Annotated in this window: 19 protein-coding genes and 1 pseudogene; 11 read left to right on the forward strand and 9 right to left on the reverse strand. The window is 36.9% G+C overall.

Features of this window, described 5'->3' with window-relative positions:
* The first annotated feature begins 69 nt into the window (after positions 1-69).
* The 6 genes from mltF to M983_RS03645 all read left to right on the forward strand — a co-directional run bounded on the left by mltF (position 70) and on the right by M983_RS03645 (position 7,986).
* On the forward strand, positions 70-1,539 hold the full coding sequence (mltF, locus tag M983_RS03620; protein ID WP_066747171.1) for a membrane-bound lytic murein transglycosylase MltF: 1,470 nt from the start codon (positions 70-72) through the stop codon (positions 1,537-1,539).
* A gap of 787 nt (positions 1,540-2,326) precedes the next feature.
* Positions 2,327-2,878 carry a fimbrial protein gene (locus tag M983_RS03625; protein WP_066747173.1) on the forward strand — a complete coding sequence of 184 codons (552 nt, stop codon included), beginning with the start codon at positions 2,327-2,329 and terminating at the stop codon, positions 2,876-2,878.
* A gap of 171 nt (positions 2,879-3,049) precedes the next feature.
* Complete coding sequence (locus M983_RS03630) at positions 3,050-5,536, forward strand: fimbria/pilus outer membrane usher protein (RefSeq protein WP_066747176.1); 2,487 nt, start codon at positions 3,050-3,052, stop codon at positions 5,534-5,536.
* A 30-nt stretch (positions 5,537-5,566) separates the two neighbouring features.
* On the forward strand, positions 5,567-6,331 hold the full coding sequence (locus tag M983_RS03635; RefSeq protein WP_066747258.1) for a fimbrial biogenesis chaperone: 765 nt from the start codon (positions 5,567-5,569) through the stop codon (positions 6,329-6,331).
* A gap of 24 nt (positions 6,332-6,355) precedes the next feature.
* Positions 6,356-7,426 carry a fimbrial protein gene (locus M983_RS03640; RefSeq protein WP_066747179.1) on the forward strand — a complete coding sequence of 357 codons (1,071 nt, stop codon included), beginning with the start codon at positions 6,356-6,358 and terminating at the stop codon, positions 7,424-7,426.
* The gene (locus tag M983_RS03645; protein WP_066747184.1) at positions 7,426-7,986 is read left to right on the forward strand and encodes a fimbrial protein; all 561 of its coding nucleotides are present in this window, start codon (positions 7,426-7,428) and stop codon (positions 7,984-7,986) included. Before M983_RS03640 ends, M983_RS03645 begins: the two co-directional genes overlap by 1 nt.
* Before the next feature lie 36 nt (positions 7,987-8,022).
* Here the strand turns inward: M983_RS03645 and tadA are convergent, their stop codons facing one another.
* On the reverse strand, positions 8,023-8,538 hold the full coding sequence (tadA, locus tag M983_RS03650; protein WP_066747188.1) for a tRNA adenosine(34) deaminase TadA: 516 nt from the start codon (positions 8,536-8,538) through the stop codon (positions 8,023-8,025).
* Between the two features lie 486 nt (positions 8,539-9,024).
* On the opposite strand from tadA, the gene fruB reads away from it, so the two are divergent.
* The 3 genes from fruB to fruA are packed head-to-tail and all read left to right on the forward strand — an operon-like array spanning position 9,025 to position 12,829.
* Complete coding sequence (gene fruB, locus M983_RS03655; protein WP_066747191.1) at positions 9,025-10,170, forward strand: fused PTS fructose transporter subunit IIA/HPr protein; 1,146 nt, start codon at positions 9,025-9,027, stop codon at positions 10,168-10,170.
* Positions 10,167-11,111, forward strand: coding sequence for a 1-phosphofructokinase (gene fruK, locus M983_RS03660; protein ID WP_066747194.1), 945 nt, complete (start codon positions 10,167-10,169; stop codon positions 11,109-11,111). The genes fruB and fruK overlap by 4 nt, the downstream gene beginning before the upstream one ends.
* Positions 11,112-11,122: 11 nt before the next feature.
* Positions 11,123-12,829, forward strand: coding sequence for a PTS fructose transporter subunit IIBC (gene fruA, locus M983_RS03665; RefSeq protein WP_066747197.1), 1,707 nt, complete (start codon positions 11,123-11,125; stop codon positions 12,827-12,829).
* An 81-nt stretch (positions 12,830-12,910) separates the two neighbouring features.
* Here the strand turns inward: fruA and M983_RS03670 are convergent, their stop codons facing one another.
* Together M983_RS03670 and M983_RS03675 are read right to left on the reverse strand one after the other, a co-directional pair.
* A complete protein-coding gene (locus M983_RS03670; RefSeq protein ID WP_066747199.1) occupies positions 12,911-14,092 on the reverse strand; it encodes an SGNH/GDSL hydrolase family protein in 1,182 nt (393 codons plus the stop codon).
* A 26-nt stretch (positions 14,093-14,118) separates the two neighbouring features.
* A complete protein-coding gene (locus M983_RS03675; protein WP_066747202.1) occupies positions 14,119-14,727 on the reverse strand; it encodes a TetR/AcrR family transcriptional regulator in 609 nt (202 codons plus the stop codon).
* Positions 14,728-14,961: 234 nt separating this feature from the next.
* On the opposite strand from M983_RS03675, the gene M983_RS03680 reads away from it, so the two are divergent.
* Together M983_RS03680 and M983_RS03685 are read left to right on the forward strand one after the other, a co-directional pair.
* The gene (locus M983_RS03680) at positions 14,962-15,936 is read left to right on the forward strand and encodes an alpha/beta fold hydrolase (protein WP_066747205.1); all 975 of its coding nucleotides are present in this window, start codon (positions 14,962-14,964) and stop codon (positions 15,934-15,936) included.
* A gap of 347 nt (positions 15,937-16,283) precedes the next feature.
* Entirely contained in the window at positions 16,284-16,544 is a 261-nt protein-coding gene (locus M983_RS03685; RefSeq protein WP_066747207.1) for a YfhL family 4Fe-4S dicluster ferredoxin, read from the forward strand.
* Positions 16,545-16,590: 46 nt separating this feature from the next.
* Here the strand turns inward: M983_RS03685 and acpS are convergent, their stop codons facing one another.
* The 6 genes and pseudogenes from acpS to lepB form a co-directional block, all read right to left on the reverse strand.
* Entirely contained in the window at positions 16,591-16,971 is a 381-nt protein-coding gene (acpS, locus tag M983_RS03690; protein ID WP_066747212.1) for a holo-ACP synthase, read from the reverse strand.
* The gene (pdxJ, locus tag M983_RS03695; protein WP_066747215.1) at positions 16,971-17,702 is read right to left on the reverse strand and encodes a pyridoxine 5'-phosphate synthase; all 732 of its coding nucleotides are present in this window, start codon (positions 17,700-17,702) and stop codon (positions 16,971-16,973) included. Before pdxJ ends, acpS begins: the two co-directional genes overlap by 1 nt.
* Before the next feature lie 69 nt (positions 17,703-17,771).
* On the reverse strand, positions 17,772-18,512 hold the full coding sequence (gene recO / locus M983_RS03700) for a DNA repair protein RecO (protein WP_066747218.1): 741 nt from the start codon (positions 18,510-18,512) through the stop codon (positions 17,772-17,774).
* A gap of 10 nt (positions 18,513-18,522) precedes the next feature.
* A complete protein-coding gene (gene era, locus M983_RS03705; protein WP_066747221.1) occupies positions 18,523-19,431 on the reverse strand; it encodes a GTPase Era in 909 nt (302 codons plus the stop codon).
* Positions 19,428-20,107, reverse strand: a pseudogene (gene rnc, locus M983_RS03710) (ribonuclease III). Before rnc ends, era begins: the two are co-directional and overlap by 4 nt.
* A gap of 194 nt (positions 20,108-20,301) precedes the next feature.
* Positions 20,302-21,273, reverse strand: a complete 972-nt coding sequence (gene lepB / locus M983_RS03715; RefSeq protein WP_066747223.1) for a signal peptidase I — start codon at positions 21,271-21,273, stop codon at positions 20,302-20,304.
* Positions 21,274-21,279 lie beyond the last annotated feature (6 nt).

Here is a 21,279-nt window from a genome sequence, read left to right on the forward strand (position 1 = left end):
GTTAATTTATCCATGCTAAATTAACCTTTTTACACACAAGAACAAACAACGTTAACGAGAACCAACCTATTGAATAATATAAGGATAAACTATTTCGTTATCGTTATCATCGCGCTATTTTCAGCGGCAATTATTGCTTTGAACATTAATTGGCCTGATGGGCAAAAAGTGCAGATAAATAAGATTTTATCTCGTGGTGAACTCAGAGTAAGTACGATACCGTCACCATTGATAACGATAGATAATAAAAAGGACCCCGTAGGTTTCGATTATGAATTAGTGAAGCGCTTTGCTGATTATCTAGGCGTCAAGCTTGTCGTTAATATGCGGACAAATATCAACCAACTTTTTGATGATTTGGAGAATAACAAAGCCGACTTTATTGCAGCGGGACTTCTTTATGATAAAGAGAGATTAAGCGCAACACGCAGTGGACCTGCTTATTTTTCAGTCTCTCAACAACTGATTTATCGTAAAGGTACATTACGTCCACGTAGTTTTGATGCTATTGATGGTAATCTTGTTGTCACGGCAGGCTCTGCTCATGCCAGTCTATTACGTACATTAAAAGAAACACAATACCCCGAACTAGAATGGGAAGAGTCACAAACACAAACCACATCACAACTATTAGAAGCCTTATCTGAAGGCAAAATTACCTATGTTTTAGCAGATTCTATTAGTGTTGCAGTACAACAGTGTATTCACCCTAATGTTGCTGTTGGATTTGAAGTGACAGAAAGTCGCCCATTAACATGGTATTTGCCAAATAATGAAGATAATAGCCTTTATGCCGCGATGTTAGATTACTTTAATCAAATTTCTCAAGAAGATGTTTTAGCACGATTAGAAGAGAAGTATTTTGGGCATGTCGGCTCATTCGACTACTTTGATACTATTTCTTTTATTACTGCAATTGATTCTATATTACCTAATTATCAACCATTGTTTGAAAAATATGCTGATACCTTCGATTGGCCATTATTAGCAGCAATGGCTTGGCAAGAATCTCACTGGGATCCTCATGCAACTTCTCCTACAGGAGTTAGAGGCCTTATGATGTTAACTCAGCCCACTGCATCAAGTATGGGAGTTGAAGATAGGTTAGACCCGGAAGAGAGTATAAGAGGAGGAACGCAATATCTTAAATACCTATTATCACGTTTACCTTCTTCTATTCCTGAAGATGAACGCATTTGGTTTGCCTTAGCTGCGTATAATATAGGTTATGGTCATATGTTGGATGCAAGAAGATTAACAGAACAACAAAATGCCAATCCTGATAGCTGGCTTGACGTTAAATCGCGGTTACCGCTATTAAGTAAAAAAGAATATTATTCCGAGTTACCCTATGGCTACGCCAGAGGCCATGAAGCTTACCGCTATGTTGAGAATATTCGTCGCTATCAACTTAGCCTTGTTGGTTACCTACAAGCAAAAGAAAGTAAAAATAAAATTTTATCCAAAGATAAAGACGAGATATCACTTTCATCACAGTCAAAAAACACATTATCTAAAGCAGTACCGGTAGAACACTAGATATATATAGCCTCTTTTTAGAGGCTCATTTGCTTTATTTTCTTGCACGTTAATTGAGTTCTTCTCTATCACTACAATCACATCGCATTATGAAAAAAGTTATAACTTATAAAACTTTGTTATATTTTTTATCTGATTTTTGTTAAAAATCATCAAAAAATTTGTGTTAAAAAATGTAACACAATATTTAAAAAAGATTACTCTTTCTTAAACAGGTCTTTAAAATCGCTGAAATGTTCTTTTTTTGATAAGAAGAATAGATAAATCATAAGCAAAAATTAACTTATTTTGCCAAAAATAATATCATCAGTAATTATTATTTTAAGAAATATTGCCTTAAGAATACTCTCATTACTAAATTATTAACTAAAACCTCACATCACCAACACATAACACAATGAAAAATAAATATTTTTATAATATGTTATTTATTTTATTAATTTCATTAATGCAATGTTAATAATATCACAAAGTGTAAAGTTAATTTATTGTTAACAGTATCATCAGTTAAATATATCTACCGAATAAACTTTTTTACCCATTATAAGAGTAATAAAAATAATAAACTTATATAAAACGCTATTAATGTGGAATAGATAAAACAAAATATGAAAATTGCGTAAACTGACAAAATGTTATATCAAAACGGGTGAGCTTATTGATATCATATAAACCAGTCACAATTCGAAATAACTCGAAATAGAATGCAAATCAATTTATTGCATTTTAACAAAGTTACGATTTTTAATTAATAACAACACGTATGACCTTCAAGGGATTATTTATAATGAAACTGAGTAAAATTGCTTTAGCTGCGGCTTTAGTTTTTGGTATTAATTCTGTTGCTACAGCTGATGAGCCTTCTACACCTAAAATTGGTTCAACTAAAGGTGAAATTCAATTAAAAGGCGAGATTGTTAATTCAGCTTGTGGATTAGCGTCTTCTTCAAGCCCTGTTATTGTTGATTTCAGCGAAATTCCAACATCTGCTTTAGCAAACCAACAAAAAGCAGGTAACATTAAAAAAGATATCGAATTAAAAGACTGTGATACTACTGTCGCTAAAACAGCAACAGTCAGCTACACACCTAGCGTGCTTAACACAGTAAACAAAGATCTTGCAGCTTTCGTTTCTGGCTCAGCTTCTGGCGCGGGTATCGGCTTAATGGATGCGAGTAGCAAAAGCGTTAAATGGGGCACAGCCACAACACCTGTACAGTTAATTAATGGCGTTTCAAAAATTCCATTTGTTGCTTATGTTCAAGCTGAATCAGCTGATGCAAAAGTAACGCCAGGTGAATTCCAAGCAGTAATCAACTTCCAAGTTGACTATCAGTAATATATTAATTTATTAAATTTAAGCAACTATTACTGCAATAACGCAGAGGGTTTCCTCTGCGTTTAATTCAATAAATATTCCTATTAATAATAAAATAAAAATGAGATGTAATTAAATAAATATTAATTATTTAATTACTTTTTATTAAAAATAATAATTAGGCTTTTATTCATGTTAATTCCTTTTTTATATCGCACAATATGGAAATATATTCTTTCCTTTTTGTTATTAGGTTTGAGCTGTTTAGTTCAAGCTGAAAATGGCGATTCAGTGGAATTTAACATTCATATGTTAGATGCAGAAGATAGAGATAATGTTGATCTCTCTCGTTTTGCGACATCAAATTACATTATCCCGGGCATATATTATTTAGATATACGTCTAAATGGTCGTGATTTTCCTCGTCAAAATATTAATTATGTCGAAACAGCCCCCAATCACTCTATTGCGTGTATCGATCCTACTTTATTAAAAAAATTAACCATCAGCGAAGAAAATCAAAAATACATAAAAGAAATATCACCTGAATGCTTTGATATCAGTGAACTACCCGGTATTACTGTTAAAAATGATGGTGGCGTTCTTGATATTGTTATTCCTCGTTCATTGATGAAATATGAAGATACCAATTGGACACCCCCGGAATTATGGGATCCTGGTATTTCAGGATTTTTATTAGATTACACCTTAACAGGAACATCGTTACATCCTAATCAAGGAAGTAATAACAATTCACTGACAGGTTATGGTCAAGCAGGGATAAACGTCGGTGAATGGCGTTTACGTGCTGAATATCAAGGGAGTTATTCTTCTGAATCCTCATCAAGTAATAGTTTTGATTGGAATCAAATTTACGCCTATAAGCCACTGCCAGACTATGCAGCTAAATTGACTGTTGGTGAAACCTATTTGAATTCTCAAATTTTTGATAGTTTCCGTTTTACTGGTGCAAATATCCAAAGTGAAGAAAGAATGTTACCGCCTTCGTTGCAAGGCTATGCTCCAGAAATTCATGGTATAGCAAATACGAATGCAAAAGTCACCGTGACTCAAAATGGCCGCTTAATTTATGAAACAACCGTACCTGCGGGGCCTTTTGTTATTAAGCATTTACAAAATACTGTGCAAGGCCAATTAGATGTTACAGTCGAAGAGCAAAATGGAAAAATTAATGAATTTCAAGTACAAACCGCTAATTTACCTTACATGACAAGGCCTGGCGCTATTCGCTATAACACCTCAATCGGTCAATCATCAATTACTAACCATAAAATGCAAGGTCCCGTTTTCTATCAAGGCGATTTTTCATGGGGTGTAAACAATACATGGTCCCTTTATGGCGGAGTATTATTAACAGCAAAAGATTATAACGCTTGGTCTATTGGTTTAGGCCATGACATTGGTCGTTTTGGTACATTATCAGGTGATGTTACTCAATCGTATAGTAAGACATTTAATGATGATAAAATTAACGGTATGTCCTTTAAGCTTAACTACGCAAAAACATTTGATGAATACCATAGTACTATCACTTTCGCGGGTTATCGCTTTTCAGAAAAAACTTTCCGTTCTTTTTCACAATATATTGATGAGCGTTACAACGGCATAAACAATAACGGTTATGAAAAAGAGATGTATACCATCACTGGGAATAAAACATTCTGGGCTGATGATATTGAAAAAACGACCACATTATATCTCTCTTATCGCCATCAAAACTATTGGGATCAAAATACTCAAGAGCAGTATGGCGTCACCGTTAGCCGTAATTTTTCTGTCATGGGTATTGAACAAATTAATACGAATTTATCAGCATTTCGTACTCAACATAAAGGTAATACCGATGATAGTCTGTCTTTTAATGTTTCAATCCCATTAGGAAGTGGACGAAATATTGGTTATAACCTACAAGCAAGTAATGGCAAAGTAAGCCAAATGGCTTCTTATTCTGATAATAGCGATTATAACAATTTATGGCGTGTCAGAGCGGGTCTCAGTACTGATAGAAAAGCTAGCACAGATGGTTATTTTCAACATCGTTCTCAGTATGCTGAAATCAATGCAAATGCAAGCTATCAGCAAGATAATTATACGGCTGTTGGTGCAACCATTAAAGGTGGCTTTACTGCAACACGTCATGGTGCTGCCCTGCATAGTAGCAGTATGACATCAAGCACAGCACGTATGATGGTCGATACTGACGGTGTTAAAGATGTACCATTTAATAACCAAAGTGCCAAAACAAATTCTTTTGGTATTGGTGTATTAACGGATTTAACCAGCTATAACAATGTCGATGCTCGAATTGATGTTGATAAAATGAATTCAGATATTGAAACACGTAAAGCCATCACCTCAACAACCTTAACCGAAGGTGCAATTGGCTACGCTGTTTTCCCTGTTAGACAAGGTGAGCGTTTAATGGCGATATTGCATACGAAAGAAAAAACGTATCCGCCATTTGGTGCAGAACTAACGAATAAAGACGGCGAAAGCATGGGTATGGTGATGGAAGATGGTCTTGTTTATATTGCTGGCGTTAGCCTTAATGAATCACTAAATGTTATCTGGAATGGTAAAACACAATGTACTATTACTATTCCAGCCCAAATCGTCGATCCATTGAAACGTGAATCGCTTTTATGTCAGACACTTTAATGAATATGATGAATGATTAGAGATAATAGTATGAATGCATTAAATACATTGAAAATATTATGTTGTGGCTCCCTTTTTGCTTTTACTGTTGCAACAAATACGCAAGCAGGCGTGTCGTTAGATAGAACACGTTTAGTGTTAACCGGAGATGAAAACTCAGCCAGTGTTAATTTAAAAAACACGAGTCCTGATATTCCATTTTTAGCACAATCTTGGGTTGAAAATGAAAGTGGCCAAAAAGTTTCCTCACCTTTAGTGGCATTACCTCCACTACAACGCCTTGATGGCGATCAAAAAGGTGTAGTAAGAATAACTAAAACCGCTGAAATTGGTTTATTACCACAAGATAGGGAATCTCTGTTTTATTTAAATGTGCGTGAAATTCCACCAGCACCAAAGCAAGCCAACGTATTACAAATGGCAATGCAATCTCGTATAAAATTATTCTATCGCCCTACTGCTATCATTCCTGAAAAAGCAGGAATGGTTTGGCAAGATAAACTTATCTTTAAAAAACAAGGTGATAAATTTATTGCAGAAAATCCAACACCTTATTACATCACTATTATTGGCCTTTCTCATAAATTAAATGGTGAAGATAGCGATAAATTTACGACCTTCCCTGGCCTAATGGTTGCACCAAAATCATCACTCGATATTCCTGTGAAAACAACCAACGTTAATCAATTCTATATGATGTACGTAAATGATTATGGTGGACATCCTGAGCTAAAATTTGTTTGCCAACAAAATAGTTGCACAGCAGCCCCTAAAGACCAACAACCTAAATATTAATTGACTGATGCCGGTAGGAAGAAAATGACATTCAATAAAAAAAACATTCATTCCAAATCATTAATGCTTTTTTGTACCGGCATTTTCTCTTTAATGCCCCTCACCTCTTTCGCCTATTTACAAGGAGAAGTGACGACAAATGGTGGTCCTAATATTTTTTATGCTGTATTAGATAACACCACATTTCCTAATAATCGTCCTGGTGAAATAGCAACGGTGAGATTCTCATTACCTCAACGTTATGATGGCACAGTATATTGCCCTAATGGTTCTATTGATAAAAGGGCTCTGACTTATTTTAAAGCAACGACGGATTTACCTTCTGTTGGTAATAATTTTTTCCAGTTAAATGAATATGTTGATATACGGATTAAATTTGAAATTTGGGGCCCAGACCCACTACCTACAGTTCCTTTTATTGATAAAGAAAATAATAGAAATGACCTTCAAGGTTGTACAGTGCCTAGTTCGCCAAAACCACATATTTCATCAGGTAGTAGTGGTGAATTAACATTCCGGTTAAGAAAGCCCATTATTAATGGGGTTAGCTTAAGTGGTAGTGCAATAGCACAAATGTATGCAATGGTAAGTTATCGGGGTAAACCAAGTGGTTATGGTTCTGAGCCCATCTCTAAACTTATCATCACATCAGGAATAATCACGACGGAAGATAAATGTATCTTTAATAATGGAGCACCAATTACTTTTGATTTTGGTAATGTTGGTAATACATCAACCTATTTAAATGGGCAAAATTACAAAATTACTCGTAATATCCCAATAAAATGTGAAGGTGGCAGTTTCACAAACCCTAGTAGTAAAATTATGTTTAAAGTCCAAACTGGTAGCTCTGGTATTGCTAGCTTTAACTCTGATTATTTAGGCACAACAGGTCCAGTAGATCGTTCTAACCTTGGCATCGTCTTAAGAGATAAATCGGGTATTATCGCACCTAATAAATACTTCTCTGTTGGCAAATTAAATAATTTTACAGGCAGCTGGGAAGTTACAGCGGCGCCTATCGCAAAATCAGGAAGTAACATACCTGAAGGCGAGTTTTCGGCGCACGCTACTTTAGTTGCGGAATTTATGTAATGAAAAATAAAACGTTAATATCATTTAAACAGCCATTATTTGCTTTAGCTCTGCTTTTTTCTTCCAATTCATTTGCCTCAACTGAATTAATTGGCGGTGATATGGAATTTAAAGGCGTCGTAGTTGCGCATGGTTGTACTATTGTTGCTGGTGATGAGAATAAGGTGGTCGACTTTAGACAAATATCAGCCAAAGATCTTTATACGTTTAAAAAATCTAAACCTGTTGCTTTTAGTATTAGTTTAGAAAATTGTAGCCAAGACGTTTATAAGAGTGTCACGATAACACTAGGGGGGACAGAGCATCCTTCAATGAGCGATCACCTTGCTGTAACGGGTACACAAGGTGAAGATCCTAAAAGCATTGGTATTGTCTTTCTCGATCAATATCAAAATAAGGTTAAGTTGAATAAACCGGTTTCGACACAATCACTTAAAAATGACCGTATTCAGTTTAATTTTACAACTTATGTTGAAGCTTCTGATGATGCGATTAAAAATCAAACCTTATTAACAGGACCGTTTCAAGGCCAAGCAACCTATACCCTTAATTATCAATAACAGTAAGTCAGTCTATTTAATATAATGCGTTGCTGATTATTCACTTTTTACCGTCAATGTTGCGCTTCTTTGTTGCTTTAACTGTTTTTTTTCCGCCCTTCTTTTTTTAAAGAATTGGCTTAATAACATAGAACATTGCTCACCTAAAATGCCTGACGTTATTTCAACTTTATGATTCATTCCTGGGTGTTGCAAAATGTCAATAAAAGAACCCGCAGCCCCAGTTTTGATATCAGATGCGCCATACACAACTCTTTTTATTCGACTATGCACAATGGCACCAGCACACATAACACAGGGCTCTAAAGTGATATAAAGAGTCGCATCAAGTAAACGATAATTTTTTAAGTGTTTCCCACCTTTACGTAATGCAATAATTTCAGCATGAGCAGTCGGATCATTATCGATAATAGAATGATTCCATCCTTTCGCAATGATTTTATTATCAACGACTAACACAGCACCTACAGGTATTTCACCTATTTCCTGTGCTTTTAGGGCTTGTTCTATCGCCTTATTCATCCAATAAATATCATCTTTAATTTCGTTCACAAGGATATCTCTTTATTATCGTATAGAGGGTTGTTGTCACTATTTTTCAATTAATAGCTAAAGATATCATATTGATTTCTATGTTGGATAATATTTTAGTAACAATTAATTTATCAAGATATAGACTCTCGATTTTGCTGAAACGCCTTCCATAAATTCTAAACTAAAATACCAAAAAAGTGATTATGTTTGTTTACCTATCACTAAATTAGCAACAATAATGCCAACTTTCAGCTAAACGTCTATTTTTATAAAAATTAAAGACAAGCGTAAGCACACTTCAGCAAATATTCTGCAAATAGGAAATTTAATCCTCTTAAGAGAGAGATCGATCACAAATATATACAAATAAAAGCAGATTTTTAAATCAAAACGAAACGATTCAGCTATACTGGTAACGCTAACAAGACAAACTTAAGTAAAATATCAAGCGTTGTACGATAATTAGCTGAAACGATTCTTTAATAATAATACCCAGGAGATACTATGTTTAACCTGTCAGTACAAGATATTCATCTTGCTGCGACGGCAGATAGCAAAGAAGATGCTATCAAACAAGTCGCTGCTGCGCTCACTGATACAGGCTATGTTAAAGATGGCTATGTACTAGGGATGCTTGAAAGAGAAAAACAAGCACCAACCTTTTTAGGTAATGGGATTGCTATTCCTCATGGCACAACAGATACTCGTGACCAAGTCATTAAAACCGGAGTAACCGTCTTTCAATTTCCTAAAGGCATTGATTGGGGCGATGATCAAATCGCTTATATTGTTATTGGTATTGCAGCGCAATCTAATGAACATTTAACATTACTACGCCAGCTCACTCATGTAATTAGTGATGAAACCTTAGCTCAAGCAATGGCACATGCTGATTCAGCAGAAGAACTACGTAGCATTCTTATGGGTGAGAAAAAAATTATCCCCCTTAAATGTGATGGTTCAATGCTAACATTAAATGCCGAAGCTAAGACATTGAATGCACTTCAAGCACTTAACCTTGTTCATTTGCAAGATTTAGAAACAGTCACATCTGCATTTGTTTCTTATGTTTTAACACACAAGCCTCATTATCTAGGCCAAGGTATTTGGTTAAGCGATAGCCCTGAAGGCAATTTACATAGTGCCATTACACTGGCAACACCTAAGCATATTTTCAATCATGAAGAACAACCCGTTAAAATGTTGATAACGGTATCGTATGCTGATGAACAACCAACAACATTTCTTTCTAATATAAATCAACTACTTCAGAGCCAAAAAATTGATGAGTTGCTAAAAATTACTGATGCCAATGCATTAGCTTCATTACTTACAGGTATAGAAGATACAAGCGCTGACAGTGCTGATGGAATTACTGAAGAGTTCACTATTCGTAACCCTCATGGATTACACACCAGACCAAGCACTTTGCTCGTCAATACAATCAAACAATTCGAAAGCAAAATTACGGTTGCCAATCTTGACGGTGCAGCAACACCTGTTAATGGCCGTAGCTTAATGAAAATCGTTAGTTTAGGTGCTAAAAAAGGGCATCGACTACAGATTAATGCTCAAGGTTCAGATGCAGCTGAAGCAATTTCAGCTATTGGAAAAGCAATTAATGATGGTCTTGGAGAGGAGGTAGCATGAGCCGTAGAGTCGCCACAATAACCCTAAATCCAGCCTATGATCTAGTAGGATTATTACCTGAAATTGACATAGGTGAAGTTAATTTAGTTAAAACAGCGGGGCTACATGCTGCAGGAAAAGGTATCAATGTCGCTAAGGTTCTAAAAAATCTAGGTATTGATGTGACTGTAGGTGGTTTTTTAGGAAAAGAAAACCAAGATGGTTTTCAAAAGATTTTTAGCGAAACGGGTATTGCGAATCGTTTTCAGGTCGTCGAAGGTAGAACTCGTATCAATGTTAAGCTGACTGAACAAGACGGTGAAGTTACTGATTTAAACTTTTCCGGTTTTGAAGTGACAAAATCAGATTGGCAGCGATTTGTGAATGATTCACTGAGCTGGGCTGGTCAATTCGATATGATTTGTGTCAGCGGTAGCTTGCCTAAAGGCGTTGCATTAGATGAATTTACCAAATGGATGAAGCGTTTACGCAATGAATGTATGTGCGTTATTTTTGACAGTAGTCGAGACGCCTTTGTTGCCGGATTAAAAGCATCACCTTGGCTAGTCAAACCTAATCGTCGTGAATTAGAAATTTGGGCAGGAAGAGAATTACCGACTTATAAAGATATTATCGAAGCAGCTAATCAATTACGTGATCAAGGTATCGCGCATGTCGTTATTTCATTAGGTGCTGATGGTGCTATGTGGGTTAACTCATCAGGCGCTTGGTTTGCAAAACCACCAAAATGTGAGGTAATCAGTACAGTAGGTGCAGGTGATTCAATGGTGGGTGGCCTTATTTATGGCCTGATGATGAGCCAAACTAGTGAGCACACTTTACGTCTCGCGACTGCAGTTTCAGCTATTGCTGTTTCACAACCTAATGTGGGTATTACTGATCGTGAACAGTTAGCCCGAATGATGGCTCGTGTTGATCTACAACCTTTCAAGCCAGAGTAAGGAAGGAAATAATGAAAATTTACATTACAGCAAATCGTCAACATAATCCTGCAACATCTTGGCTTGCTATTGATGCTTTAAAAAGTATCGCCTCAACACAAGATGTTACTTTAGCTGAAAATTTATCTGACGCTGATATTGTGATTATTACTGGAGATAAAGCACCTGATAATTGCGATCTTTCTGGTAAAAAAGTTTTTTTCGGAACACTAGAAAAAGCAATTCAGCATCCAAGTGAATTTCTACAAGAGGCATTAAAAGAAGCGACATTATTTCAAGCTGACGCCACGGTTGCTGATACTTCATCAGCGCCGTTTTCAGTACTTGCAGTAACCGCATGCCCTACTGGTGTCGCTCATACTTATATGTCAGCTGAAGCGCTGGAAGCAGAAGCCAAAAAGCGTGGTTGGAATATAAAAGTTGAAACTCGTGGTTCTGTGGGTGTTGGTAATGAAATCACACCAGAAGAGATAGCAAAGGCAGATTTAGTCGTTGTCGCTGCTGATATTGAAGTTAATGTCGATAAATTTGCAGGTAAGCGAATGTATCGTACTTCAACAAGTGCAGCACTAAAGAAAACGGCGCAAGAGTTAGATAAAGCGCAAAAAGAAGCGACTATCTTTACTCCTGAAGGAAGCAGTTCAGCAGAGAAATCAAGTTCATCTGGTAGCAAAGGTCAAAAAAGAGGCGTTTATCGTCACTTGCTAACAGGGGTTTCTTACATGCTACCAATTGTGGTTGCAGGTGGTCTTTGTACAGCACTCTCTTTTGCCTTCGGTTTAGATGCTTCAAATGTTGAGGGCTCACTAGCATGGGCATTAAGCTTAATCGGTGGTCATACTGCATTAGGATTAATGGTTCCTGTATTATCTGCATATATTGCCTACTCAATTGCAGATAGAACAGGTATCACACCAGGTTTAGTTGGTGGTATGCTTGCAACGACACTAGGGGCTGGTTTTATAGGGGGGATTATCTCAGGTTTCCTCGCTGGTTACTGTGCCCACTTTATCAGTACAAAATTAAAACTCCCCCAAACAATGGAAGCACTAAAACCGATTTTAATAGTGCCTCTTATTTCAACGCTAGTCACAGGTCTTGCCATGATCTATGTGATTGGTCATCCTGTCGCTTGGTTAATGGATTGGTTAACTAATTGGCTAAATACCATGGGTACAACTAACGCAGTGATTTTAGGTGCTATCCTAGGTGCGATGATGTGTACTGATATGGGTGGTCCTGTTAACAAAGCCGCTTACGCATTTGGTGTTGGTTTATTAAGTTCACAAACTTATGCACCAATGGCTGCAATTATGGCTGCAGGTATGGTTCCACCATTAGCAATGGGTGTTGCAACATTACTGGCTAGACATAAATTCGTTCAAGCAGAACGTGAAGCAGGTAAAGCATCTTTAGTACTTGGTTTATGCTTTATTTCAGAAGGTGCGATTCCTTTTGCCGCTAAAGATCCGATTCGCGTATTACCTAGCTGTATTATTGGTGGTGCAGTTACCGGTGCACTATCTATGTACTTTGGTATTCATTTAATGGCGCCACATGGCGGTCTGTTTGTCTTACTGATCCCTGGTGCAATTAATCACGCATTGCTTTATTTATTAGCAATTGCAGTGGGTACTGCTATTTCAGGTGTTGTGTATGCTATCGTCAAAAAAGCAACACCAAAAGAAGCACAACAAGAAATGGCAAGCATTGCTTAAGCTTTAATCTATAAGCACCCCAAAAGTGAATACCAACTTTGGGGTGTTTTTTTATGTCTAACTCTTCTCTTTAATTTAAACTTAATCTTGAGAAAATAGTCTATCAAGCTCAATCGAATGCGCGATTAATTGATGTCCTTTATTATTAAGGTGAAGGTGATCGCCAACATCATATTCTAAGCTCAGTTGATGAATATGCAGTTCATCACGAATTAAACTATCACTATCAATCAGTGCATCAAATTCACCACCGTCTCTCATCCATTGATTAACCTGCTGGCGAATGACTTCTTTTTCAGGCTGATAGAAATGTTCTAAACCATATTCATCAACGCTTCTTAATGGTGTTATTGTCACACCTACCACAGAAACCTGATTTTTATGCGCGAGATTAAGTAATTGCCGATATCCATCAATGAGTTTATCTGCTGTTGGTATTTCGCTTGAAGGATCGATTGCTGTACCGGCTAACCCAATATCGTTTAAACCAACTTGTACAATACATCCTTTAACACCGGCTTGATTTAACACATCGCGTTCAAAACGAGACAATGTACTAATACCAATACCGTCTTTAAGTAAACGAGAGCCAGATTGGCCTGCATTGACGACAGCAATATTTTTGGGTACTAAACGCTCTGCAAGATAATCAGTCCAGCGATGATAAGTGTCCATTTCAACACCATTACCATCAATCATAGAATCGCCAATAGCAACGATCGTTTTTCCTGTCGATCTAGGTAATACTTCGATGCGCTCTAATAATAGGCGAGAAGTTATTTTTTCATTATTCTTTGCAATGCTTTTAGCTCGATTTCCATATTCTAATGTAGAAAAATGCCGAGCATCCCAGTGAAAAGTATCGATAGAGACTAATTCTAGCAGATAAACACTAAGATAAATAAGAGATAATGACGGAATATTAAGTGTAATTTCGTCACTATATATAATTTCACCTATAGGAATAACAGTATGAATATTGCCATTAAATGTAATACGAATAGGTGAATGTGATAATTTATTCAATGAAAAATAGCTATCACCTAATATTAATGGCTGTTTACCATAACGATTAGAAAAAACAAACCGTAGTTTTTGTCCACCTATACTAATACGCAATGCTTGTTTTATTGTTTGATTATGTAATGTCTTAGGTATTTCTAATGGAAAAGGAAATGCATCACCCGATGTTGGCTGTGAGGTTGAAAGCCAACTACATACCCAGTTATCTTTTTCTATATGCAAAGAATTTAAAGACGGCATTTAATCTAATTCCTTAACTAAAAATATTAGCGCGAAGATGTTGAAGAAATAAACGCATCTAAGGTACTCATTGCAATTTGTACCATAGCTAATAAACGCGCTTTACTTACACCGTCTCTAGCTTGAATTGATATGCCATGTAAGAGTGTTGCAAAATAATCGCCCAACGCTTGTATATTGGTATTTATAGGAATATCACCTAATTCAATACCTTGATTGATACGCGAAATAATGGCTTGAGTTCGAGATTGTCGATAACTAGCAAGCCACGCCATAATTTGTTCATTATCACGCGCATAATTAGTTAATGAGAGCACGACCATACACCCTAATGGTTTATCTGTTTGTGTATAGGTTTCAACCGCATTTACCAGTAATTTCTCAATGGCTAAACGAGTATTGGGCTCTTGCATTGCAAGTTGCGCGAAAGCACCTTCTTCTGAAAGATATAATTCAATTGTTTCACGAAAAAGTGATTCTTTTGAGCCGAATGCAGAGTAAATTCGTGCTGAAGCAAGTCCTAAAGCTTCGACTAAATCTGATATAGATGTACCTTCATAACCTCGTTGCCAAAATAGCATTTTAGCCTTTCGTAATGCATCTTCACGATCAAACTCTCTAGGTCTACCTGCCACGATAAATTCTCCACTTAATTCATTATGTTTAAATCCTATCAATTTTTTAGTGAATCACAAAGAATTATTTTTTAGTGATTGACAAAGAATAAGAGATCCTCTTATTCTATTATTTGTCGATTGACAAAGAATTAATAATAACATGAGTAAAGAAATATACTAGTGAGTCTAGATATGATTTTCTGTTATTGATGATGTTGAAAAATATGAATAAATTACTTTTATGGAACATAAATGAAACGATTAAATAAGGCATTATTTATTGCTGTAATAACATTAGCCTTACCTTTTGCTGTATCTTCAGCAGAAAGCACGTCTAAAAATCACGCTATAACAACAAATTCAGCGACGATTTCAGTCAACGAAGCTGATTTTCAGCATCATTATGTGAAAGTAGATGGTAAACGCATTCACTACGTTACTGTTGGTAGCGGTGAACCTGTTTTACTAATACCAGGCTGGCCTCAAACTTGGTATACATGGCGATATGTGATGACAGAACTTGCCACAAATGGTTATACCGCAATAGCGGTCGATCCTATAGGAACAGGTTATTCTGATAAGCCAGAAAGTGGTTATGATACAGGCTCTGCGGCGACAATTTTATATAAAATGATGAAGCAATTAGGTTACACAAAATATTCTGTCGTCGGTCATGATATTGGAATGTGGGTAGGTTATGCTTTAGCCAGCGATTATCCTACTGTGATTAAAAAGATTGCTTTAGCAGAAGCTGTTATCCCGGGATTAGCGTCAGCACCGACTATATTTGTTAAACCAGAAGAGAATATTTTCCTTTGGCATTTTATGTTTAACCAAGTGCCGGATTTACCTGAAATGCTAACAGCAGGCAAAGAAAGTGAATATCTCAATTTTATTTTTGACCACTGGTCTTATCGACGTGATAGTGTCGCTGCACAAACTTATATTGATGCTTACACTTCACCAGGTGGATTACGAGCAGGCTTTGCCTATTACCGTGCTATTCCACAAACGATAGAGCAAAATACATTACGTGCTGAGAAAAAATTGACTATGCCAGTACTAGCGATAGGCGCTGATCATGCTACCCGTGATGCGCCTCAATTAACGCTAGAAGGAAGAGCAACAAATTTAAAAGGCGTTATGCTAACGGAGTGCGGTCACTTTGTGACAGAAGAATGTCCTGAGCAACTATTAGCAGAACTCTTACCTTTCTTAAATAAATAAACTATCTATTAAAATTATTAAACCCACTTCATTATGAATGGCACCCTAAAAGTTGGGCTCCAACTTTGGGGTGTTTTTTATTGTTATATGAAAGCACATAGGCTTTTTCATATTTAGTGATTTCATATTTATTGGTATACTCTAAAACAACTCTAGCAAATTTATCTTTAAGATTATGTATAGAGTAATCACCTCACTGCGTATAACATGATATGCAGTAAAACAATGTGTATAGTGGCGAATATTTTTAGCACATCACATTGAATTAAAATAGAAATGTGAGAGTAACATATAAGTGCAAGATATAAGTTACTGAAATTTAATAATTTATATGTTAAGTGACTGATATGGCTTTACTAATTACGAAGAAATGCATCAATTGCGATATGTGTGAACCCGAATGCCCTAATGATGCTATTTCAATGGGAGATGATATTTATGGAATCAATCCTAACCTTTGCACTGAATGTGTAGGTCATTACGATAAACCCACTTGCCAATCGGTTTGTCCTATTACCAATACGATTATCATCGATCCTTCTCATACCGAATCACAAGATGCATTATGGGAAAAATTTGTCTTGATCCATCATGCCGACAAAATTTAGCCTTGTAAGGTAATCTTAAAATAAATGGACGATAAATTTAAGCGCGTTATTTTTCTAAAATAACCGTTGCACATGCATAACGTTGTTCGTCAGCAAGTGTGACATGAATTGAATTTATCCCCGCTTTTTCTGCCATCTCTTTTGCAACCGCAAGAAAATGTAAAGTAGGTTTTCCTAATTCATCATTACGTACTTCAAAATGGTTAAAAGCAAGACCTAAACGTATTCCTGTTCCCAATGCTTTTGCCGCCGCTTCTTTTACAGCAAAGCGTTTTGCTAGAAAGCGAACAGGTTGTTTATGTTCTTGATAAATATCCCATTCACTATCAGTAAGAATTCTGCGAGCAAGGCGTTCACCAGAACGCCCTATTATTTCTTCAATACGTGATATCTCAACGATATCCATACCTAAACCAATAATAGCCATTAACGACGCGCTTCTCGCATTAAGCGTTTCATTTCTTCAACTGCGGGTGCTAAGCCACTAAATACCGCTCTTGCGATAATCGCATGACCAATATTTAGTTCATACAGTTCCGGTAAAGCTGCAATGCGTTGTACATTGTGATAGTGCAACCCATGCCCTGCATTTACTTTTAATCCTTTTGATGCTGCATAAGTTACCGCATCTCTAATTCGAACAAATTCTTTTTCTTGCGCCATTTCATCTTCAGCATCAGCATAAGCCCCTGTATGGACTTCAATAAAAGGCGCGCCGACTCTATCTGCTGCATTAATTTGTTCATGGTCTGGGTCAATAAAAAGTGAAACTTTTATACCCGCAAGCGCCAGTCTCTTAATGGCATCTGCTATTTTTTCTTCATTACCCACTACATCGAGTCCACCTTCTGTAGTGACTTCTTGGCGTTTTTCAGGAACTAAACAGCAGAAATCAGGCTGTGTTTGACAGGCAATTTCTATCATCTCTTCTGTGACGGCCATTTCCAAATTTAAGCGAGTCTGAACTGTTTGGCTTATTAACATTAAGTCACGATCAGTAATATGACGTCTGTCTTCGCGTAAATGGATTGTAATGCCATCAGCCCCTGCTTGTTCAGCGATAAATGCCGCTTGAACAGGATCTGGATAAGTTGTACCGCGAGCATTACGTAAAGTGGCAATATGGTCAATATTAACGCCAAGTAGAATATCAGACATGCTGTTCTCCTGAAAAATAATGTTGCATAACCTTAGTTTACACATTCCATAGAGAAGAAAAAGACAATATTATTGATCTGCTATCAATGCCCTTTTCTTTGGTATTTTTTTAATGGCAAATTGCCTAAAAAGCTCTCTACTCTTTAACGGTTTTCCACCTAAATAAGGTTTTAATGCCATTCGAGTAAATCGTTTTGCTGCCTTTAATGTATCAAGGGTTGGAAATTCACCACTCGCGAGTGATTTTAATTCGAACCCAGTAAAACTGTTATGATCAACCACTAAACTTGCGATAAAACCTTTTTCTTCTCGATATCGATAAGTCATTAAGTCAGAAACAGGCTCACCACTTCCTGCACAATGTAGAAAATCAACACCGTAACCAAGTTGAGCAAGTACTGCCAATTCAAAGCGTCTTAACGAGGCTTCTGGCGTAATTTCACTAGCAGCAAGTGTTTGTAAACAAGAAAGATATTCAAAAAAAAGCACACTATATGAAGTGCCATTTTCCAAGACACGAGAGAGTAGTTCATTAAGATACAGGCCACTATAAAGAACGGTGCCTGTTAATGGCAATGCTAAAGAGATAGGATCAGCATCTCGAAGTGTTTTTATTTCTCCTCGCCCACTCCAACGAATGAGCAAAGGAGTAAAGGGTTGTAAGGACCCTTTTAAAGGAGAACGGCGACCTCGTGCGCCTTTCGCTAAAATGCGAACACGCCCTTCATTTTCAGTGAAAAAGTCGAGTAACAGGCTCGTTTCACTGTAAGGTCGAGCATGGATAACAAATGCACGTTGCCAGCCATCCACTTTTAAGTACCTACTTTAAATCGTCCACATAGCCAAGGCTACGTAACGCACGTTCATCATCTGCCCAGCCCGCTTTTACTTTCACCCAAAGTTCTAAATGTACTTTGTTTTCAAATAATTCTTCCATATCCATACGAGCTTCAGTACCAATTTTCTTAATTTTAGCGCCTTTATTACCGATGACCATTTTCTTTTGGCCTTCGCGTTCAACTAAAATCAGTCCATGAATGGTATAACCACCTCGTTCATTTGTCACAAATTGTTCTATTTCAACAGTGACTGAGTAAGGCAGTTCTTCACCTAAAAATCGCATTAATTTTTCACGAATAATCTCTGACGCCATAAAACGTTGTGAGCGATCCGTGATGTAATCTTCAGGGAAATGATGAGTCGCTTCTGGTAAGCAATTACGAACAATTTTCGCAATAGTATCCACATTCATATTTTTTTCAGCACTGATTGGTACAACATCAAGAAAATCCAGTTGCTGACTTAAAAAACCAATATGTGGAAGTAATTTGCTTTTATCTGTTACGTTATCTACTTTATTAATCGCTAATAAAACAGGACAACGCAAGGTTTTTAATTTATTTAATACCATTTCGTCGTCAGGTGTCCAATTGGTACCTTCAACAACAAAAATAACCAGTTCCACATCACCTATTGAGCTACTTGCTGCTCTGTTCATTAAGCGATTAATCGCTCGTTTTTCTTCGATGTGTAAACCTGGTGTATCTACATAAATCGCTTGGTATTCGCCTTCAGTATCAATTCCCATGATACGATGGCGCGTCGTTTGCGGTTTACGCGATGTAATAGAAACTTTCTGACCCAATAATTGGTTCAGTAATGTTGATTTTCCCACATTTGGGCGACCAACTATTGCAATAAATCCGCAATAGGTTTTTTCTTCGCTCATTCAAGCTCCAGTTGTATTAATGCCTGTTCAGCAGCGGCTTGTTCAGCTTTACGACGGCTGGTACCCATCCCTTTTACAGGTTGATCGATGCCACTTATCTGACAATGGATCGTAAACTCTTGATCATGGGCTTCACCTCGAACCTGAACAACAACATAGGAAGGTAGAGGTAAATGTCGCCCTTGCAAATATTCTTGCAAACGAGTTTTAGGATCTTTTTGCTTATCGCCAGGGCTAATTTCAGCCAAACGATTCTCATACCATTTTAAAATGATATTTTCGATATTTTGAATATCACTATCAAGGAAAATAGCGCCAATTAAAGCTTCCACCGTATCCGCTAAAATTGATTCGCGGCGAAAACCACCGCTTTTTAATTCTCCAGGTCCTAAACGTAAACATTCACCTAATTCAAATTCACGTGCTAATTCAGCAAGCGTATTTCCACGAACGAGTGTTGCTCTCATACGGCTCATATCACCTTCATCAACACGAGGAAAACGATGATAAAGCGCATTGGCAATCACATAGCTTAGAATTGAATCACCTAAAAATTCTAAACGTTCATTGTGTTTACTGCTGGCGCTGCGGTGCGTTAAGGCTTGTAGTAATAATTCATTTTGTGAAAAAGTATAACCCAGTTTTTTTGTAACTGGTTTATCAATATTGTGTTCATGTGCAATCAAGTTCCATTACTTAGTTTGAAGCACACGCAACAAATCTGTTTAAGTCAACGAGAATTAATCGGGTTGGATAACAGAACTGTTGCGTTTGCACTGGCTTCTGTTATTACAGAAGCCAATCGTATTTAAAGAAGTGACATATTCTACACTGAGATAAGTAGGAATGCTGTAGCTATTTTGTTAATAGTTACTTAATGCCACCAATGCGGTTAAGACGAACACCCGTTGGCCATTCATTCTCTTGCTTTTCAAAGCTCATCCAAATCGTTGTTGCTTTACCTACCAGATTTTTCTCTGGTACAAAGCCCCAGAAACGACTATCAGAACTACCATCACGATTATCACCCATCATGAAGTATTGGCCTTCTGGTACTATCCAAGTTCCTAGTGGCAAACCAGGCTGAATAAAATCAGGCGTGGTCATATCACCAGGGATAGTCATGATACGATGTGCAACATCGCCAATTGTTTCCACTCTCTCTTCTTCACGTAATTGTGTTGTTGTCGAGATAGGGTCTTCAATTGGAATAGACTTCATACCATCAATAAGTTGTCCACCAGGAACATTTTTTAATGTTAATGTCCATTCACTTGGGAAAGCCGTACCATAAGTGACTGCAAATTCTTCATCACAAACAGCTTTATTACAATTTGGATAGATATGCAATTTTTTCGATGTCATATCATAAACAATTTTATCACCAGGCAAACCGATAACACGCTTAATAAAATCAGTTGATGGATCACGTGGATATTTGAATACGGCTATATCTCCACGTTTTGGTTTACCGGTGTTAATCAATGTTGTTTGTGTAATCGGATCCTTTAGACCATATGCAAACTTTTCAACCAAGATAAAATCACCAACCAATAAAGTTGGCATCATGGAACGAGAAGGAATTTGAAAAGGCTCATACACAAATGAACGCAGAATCAACACAATAAGCAAGACAGGAAAAAGTGAACCAAAGTTCTCAATCCAACTTGGTTTATTAATTGATTTTGCTAACTCTTGCTGATCTTCTGTACCTTGCGTCATTTCTTGCAGATGCTTTAGTTTAGCTTTACGAGCAGGTCTAAACTTAAAGCGTTCAAGGCACCAGAGTATCCCTGTAATCAGCGTTGCCAGCGTTAAGATCAAGGCAAACGTGTTAGCCATGTTTTC

Source organism: Proteus myxofaciens ATCC 19692 (assembly GCF_001654855.1).
In the GTDB taxonomy this organism is placed as follows: domain Bacteria; phylum Pseudomonadota; class Gammaproteobacteria; order Enterobacterales; family Enterobacteriaceae; genus Proteus; species Proteus myxofaciens.